The 3632-nt window shown below is 68.1% G+C and carries 4 protein-coding genes; 3 read left to right on the forward strand and 1 reads right to left on the reverse strand.

Annotation, left to right across the window (positions count from 1 at the left end):
- Positions 1-516: 3-hydroxybutyrate dehydrogenase (locus ABNT58_RS25040; protein ID WP_348756102.1), on the forward strand; the 516-nt coding region annotated here is incomplete at its 5' end.
- A 41-nt stretch (positions 517-557) separates the two neighbouring features.
- Here the strand turns inward: ABNT58_RS25040 and ABNT58_RS25045 are convergent.
- Positions 558-1298, reverse strand: coding sequence for an SIMPL domain-containing protein (locus ABNT58_RS25045; protein ID WP_348756103.1), 741 nt, complete (start codon positions 1296-1298; stop codon positions 558-560).
- A 244-nt stretch (positions 1299-1542) separates the two neighbouring features.
- Here ABNT58_RS25045 and ompR point away from each other — a divergent pair, with 244 nt between their 5' ends.
- Positions 1543-2277, forward strand: coding sequence for a two-component system response regulator OmpR (gene ompR, locus ABNT58_RS25050; RefSeq protein WP_046111400.1), 735 nt, complete (start codon positions 1543-1545; stop codon positions 2275-2277).
- Between the two features lie 117 nt (positions 2278-2394).
- On the forward strand, positions 2395-3632 hold a 1238-nt coding region (locus ABNT58_RS25055; protein ID WP_348756104.1), incomplete at its 3' end, for an ATP-binding protein.

Raw genomic sequence — 3632 nt, forward strand, 5'->3', positions numbered from 1 at the left:
AACGCCGGCATCCAGCACGTGGCGCTGGTGGAAGACTTTCCGCCCGAAAAGTGGGACGCGATCATCGCGATCAACCTGAGCTCGGCCTTCCACACCACCCGGCATGCGCTGCTGGGCATGAAGCAACGCAACTGGGGCCGCATCATCAACGTGGCCAGCACGCATGGCCTGGTGGCCTCGGCGCAGAAGTCGGCCTACGTGGCCAGCAAGCACGGCATCCTGGGCTTCACCAAGGCGCTGGCGCTGGAAACCGCCACCACCGGCGTCACCGCCAATGCCATCTGCCCGGGCTGGGTGCTCACGCCGCTGGTGCAAAAGCAGATCGACGACCGCGCATCGCGCGAAGGCATCTCGGTGGACGAGGCCAAGCGCGACCTGCTGGGCGAAAAGCAGCCTTCGCTGCAGTTCACCACGCCCGAGCAACTGGGCGACCTGGCGGTCTTCATGTGCTCGGCCGCGGCCGACAACCTGCGCGGCGCCGCCATCAACGTGGATGGCGGCTGGGTGGCGCAGTAACGCAGTGAGTCAGCCCCGCCGGGCCGCCGTGGGGACCCCGGTTATTTCATCTGCGTCATCTGCACAGTGCCGCTAACGGTGGCGGTCACGGTGCCCTTGCCGGCTTCCACCGGCAAGGCTTCGTCCATGGGCGCGGCGGCGGCGCGCATGTAGGCCTTGGCGGCCATGGGCACCATGCCGGGCTCGTTGGTCTGCACGTTCACCTCGCGCACCGTGGCGCCCTGGTAGCCGAACTGCCGGGCAATCTCGGCGGCCTGGGCCTGGAAGCGCTGGATGGCCTGGGCCGTGACCTCGGCCTCCACCTTCTGCGACGCCTCGCGCGACAGGCCGTAGGCCACGCGGCCGATGGCCATGCTCTGGATGCGGCCGGCCAGCTGCGAGATGGCCGCCATGTCGCGGCCTTGCACCACCAGCTCGGCCGTGCCCTGCCAGCCGTTGATGCCACCCTTTGGCGCATAGCGCGGGTAGAGCGAGAAGTTGCCGGTCTGCACTTCCACCTGCTGCGGCCTGGCCACCTTGCGCGCCTCGGCCAACGCGGCGTCCAGCGCCTGCTTGAGCTGCGACTGCACCGTGCCCGCATCGTTGCCATCGCGGCTGGCGGTGAAGGTGATGGACAACAGGTCCTTGGTCACTTCCACGCTGGCGCTGGCGTTCAGGCTGAGCACGCCTTGCGGCGCCGGCATCACGGCCTGCGCATGGGCTTGCAGCGCCAGGCCGCAGGTGGCGGCCAGCAAGGCCAAACCGCGCATCTTGGCGGCAGGACGGGCGATCTCGAGTTTCATGAAGCTCCTTGGGCAAATGAACGTGATGACTCTTCAGCCATCGGCGTGCCAGCGCCGGACCCCCGCATGCGTGCAGGGTGGTCCGACGGGCATGGCCCCTGCCAACAACAGGCCGAGACGTCTGGGGGTTGACCTACAGCTGACTCATTGGTTACCGAAAGACTTGTAACCACGGGTCAAAACAAGGGTAAACCCTTGGTACTTTCTGCGCACAATGCGCCTGTTACAAGTTTGGAGTCCACTTATGAACGCACCCGCAAACACACGGCCGGATCGCATCGTCGTGGTCGATGACGACGCCCGCATTCGTGATTTGCTGCGGCGCTACCTCACGCAAGAGGGTTTCGAGGTGCTGCTGGCCGAAGACGCCAAGGCGCTGAACCGCGTGATCACCCGCGAGACGATCGACCTCATCGTGCTCGACCTGATGCTGCCCGGCGAAGACGGCCTTTCCATCTGCCGCCGTCTGCGCGCCGCCAACGACGTGACGCCCATCATCATGCTCACCGCCAAGGTGGAAGACGTGGACCGCATCGTCGGCCTGGAGGTGGGCGCCGACGACTACCTGCCCAAGCCCTTCAACCCGCGCGAGCTGCTGGCCCGCATCCATGCGGTGCTGCGCCGCCGCCCGGCGATGGAAGCACCCGGCGCACCGGCCAAGGAAGCGCAGACCGTCACCTTCGGCCCCTTCGAGTTCGACCTGTCGCTGCGCCGCCTCACCAAGGACGGCGAGCAGATCGCGCTGACCACCGGCGAGTTCTCGATGCTCAAGGCCCTGGTGCGTCACCCGCGCCAGCCGCTGAGCCGCGACAAGCTGGCCCAGCTGGCCCGCGGCCGCGAGTTCGAGCCCTTCGACCGCAGCCTGGACGTGCAGATCAGCCGCCTGCGCAAGATGATCGAACCCGACCCGGCGCAGCCGCGCTACATCCAGACGGTGTGGGGCGTGGGTTATGTCTTCGTCCCCGATGGTGCAGCGTAATGTCAGCCCCCGCCGCTGCGCAGCTTGCCCCCCACGGGGGCGCCGAGCCGCCATTGGGAGCGGCCCGGCGTGCGGCTCGGGTGGGTCGTCTATCGACTGCGGGCATTATCGCGGCCGATGAGTAGCCGTCATGTCGCCCTCAGCCTTTTCTGGCGCACCTTTGTCCTGCTGGCCCTGCTGCTGACGGGCGGCATCTTCGCGTGGGTGCAGACCCTGCGCGCACTCGAGTTCGAGCCGCGTGCGGTGCAGGCGGCGCAGCAGATCGCCGCGCTGGTGAACCTGAGCCGGGCCGCGCTGCGCTACTCCGACAGCATCAGCCGCACCTCCATCGTCAAGACCATGGACGACCAGGACGCGCTGCGGGTGCTGCCGCGCGAGCCGGGCGACCGCTGGGAGCCCTTCGAGGTCGACCGCTTCACCCGCCGCGTGGGCCAGGAGCTGCACAGCCGCCTGGGCGCCGAGACGCTGGTGGCCCGCTCGGTCAACGGCCGCGAAGGGCTGTGGGTGGGCTTCACCATCGAGAACGACCTGTACTGGCTGCAGGCCGAACCCACGCGCGTGATACCGCTGACGCCGGGCACCTGGTTCGTCTGGGTGGGCATCGCGCTGCTGGCCACGCTGGTGGGCTCGGTGGCCATCGCGCGGCGCATCAACCAGCCGCTGCGCGAGCTGTCGTTCGCGGCCAGCCGCATCCGCGATGGCGAGTTCGATTCACGGCTGGACGAGAACACCCTGACCAGCGAGATCCGCGAGGTGAACATGGGCTTCAACCGAATGGCGCGCGAGCTGGCCAAGGTGGAGGAAGACCGCGCCATCATGCTGGCCGGCATCAGCCACGACCTGCGCACGCCGCTGGCGCGGCTGCGGCTGGAAGCGGAGATGAGCGTCAACGACGACGAAGCCCGCCGCAACATGGCGATGGACATCGACCAGCTCGACAACATCATCGACAAGTTCCTGGACTATGCGCGGCCCGGCGAAACCCGCCTGGTGCCGGTGCACCTGGCGATGCTGATCGACCGCGAGTCGGCCGGTTTCCGCGACCCGGCGCTGCAGATCACCTCGCGCGTGGCCATCGACATCAAGGTGATGGCCGACGAGACCGAGCTGGGCCGCGTGTTCCAGAACCTGTTCGAGAATGCGCGCCGCTACGGCCAGACGCCAGGCACCGGGGTGACGCGCATCGACGTCAGCTATTCACGCGCCGGCCCCTGGGTGACCGCCAGCGTGCGCGACCATGGTCGCGGCGTGGCACCCGAGAAGCTGGCCGAACTGACCACGCCCTTCTACCGCGGCGACACCGCCCGCACCGCCGCCACCGGCGCCGGCCTGGGCCTGGCCATCGTCGACAAGTC

The sequence above is a fragment of the uncultured Aquincola sp. genome, from assembly GCF_964001545.1.
In the GTDB taxonomy this organism is placed as follows: Bacteria; Pseudomonadota; Gammaproteobacteria; order Burkholderiales; family Burkholderiaceae_C; genus Aquincola.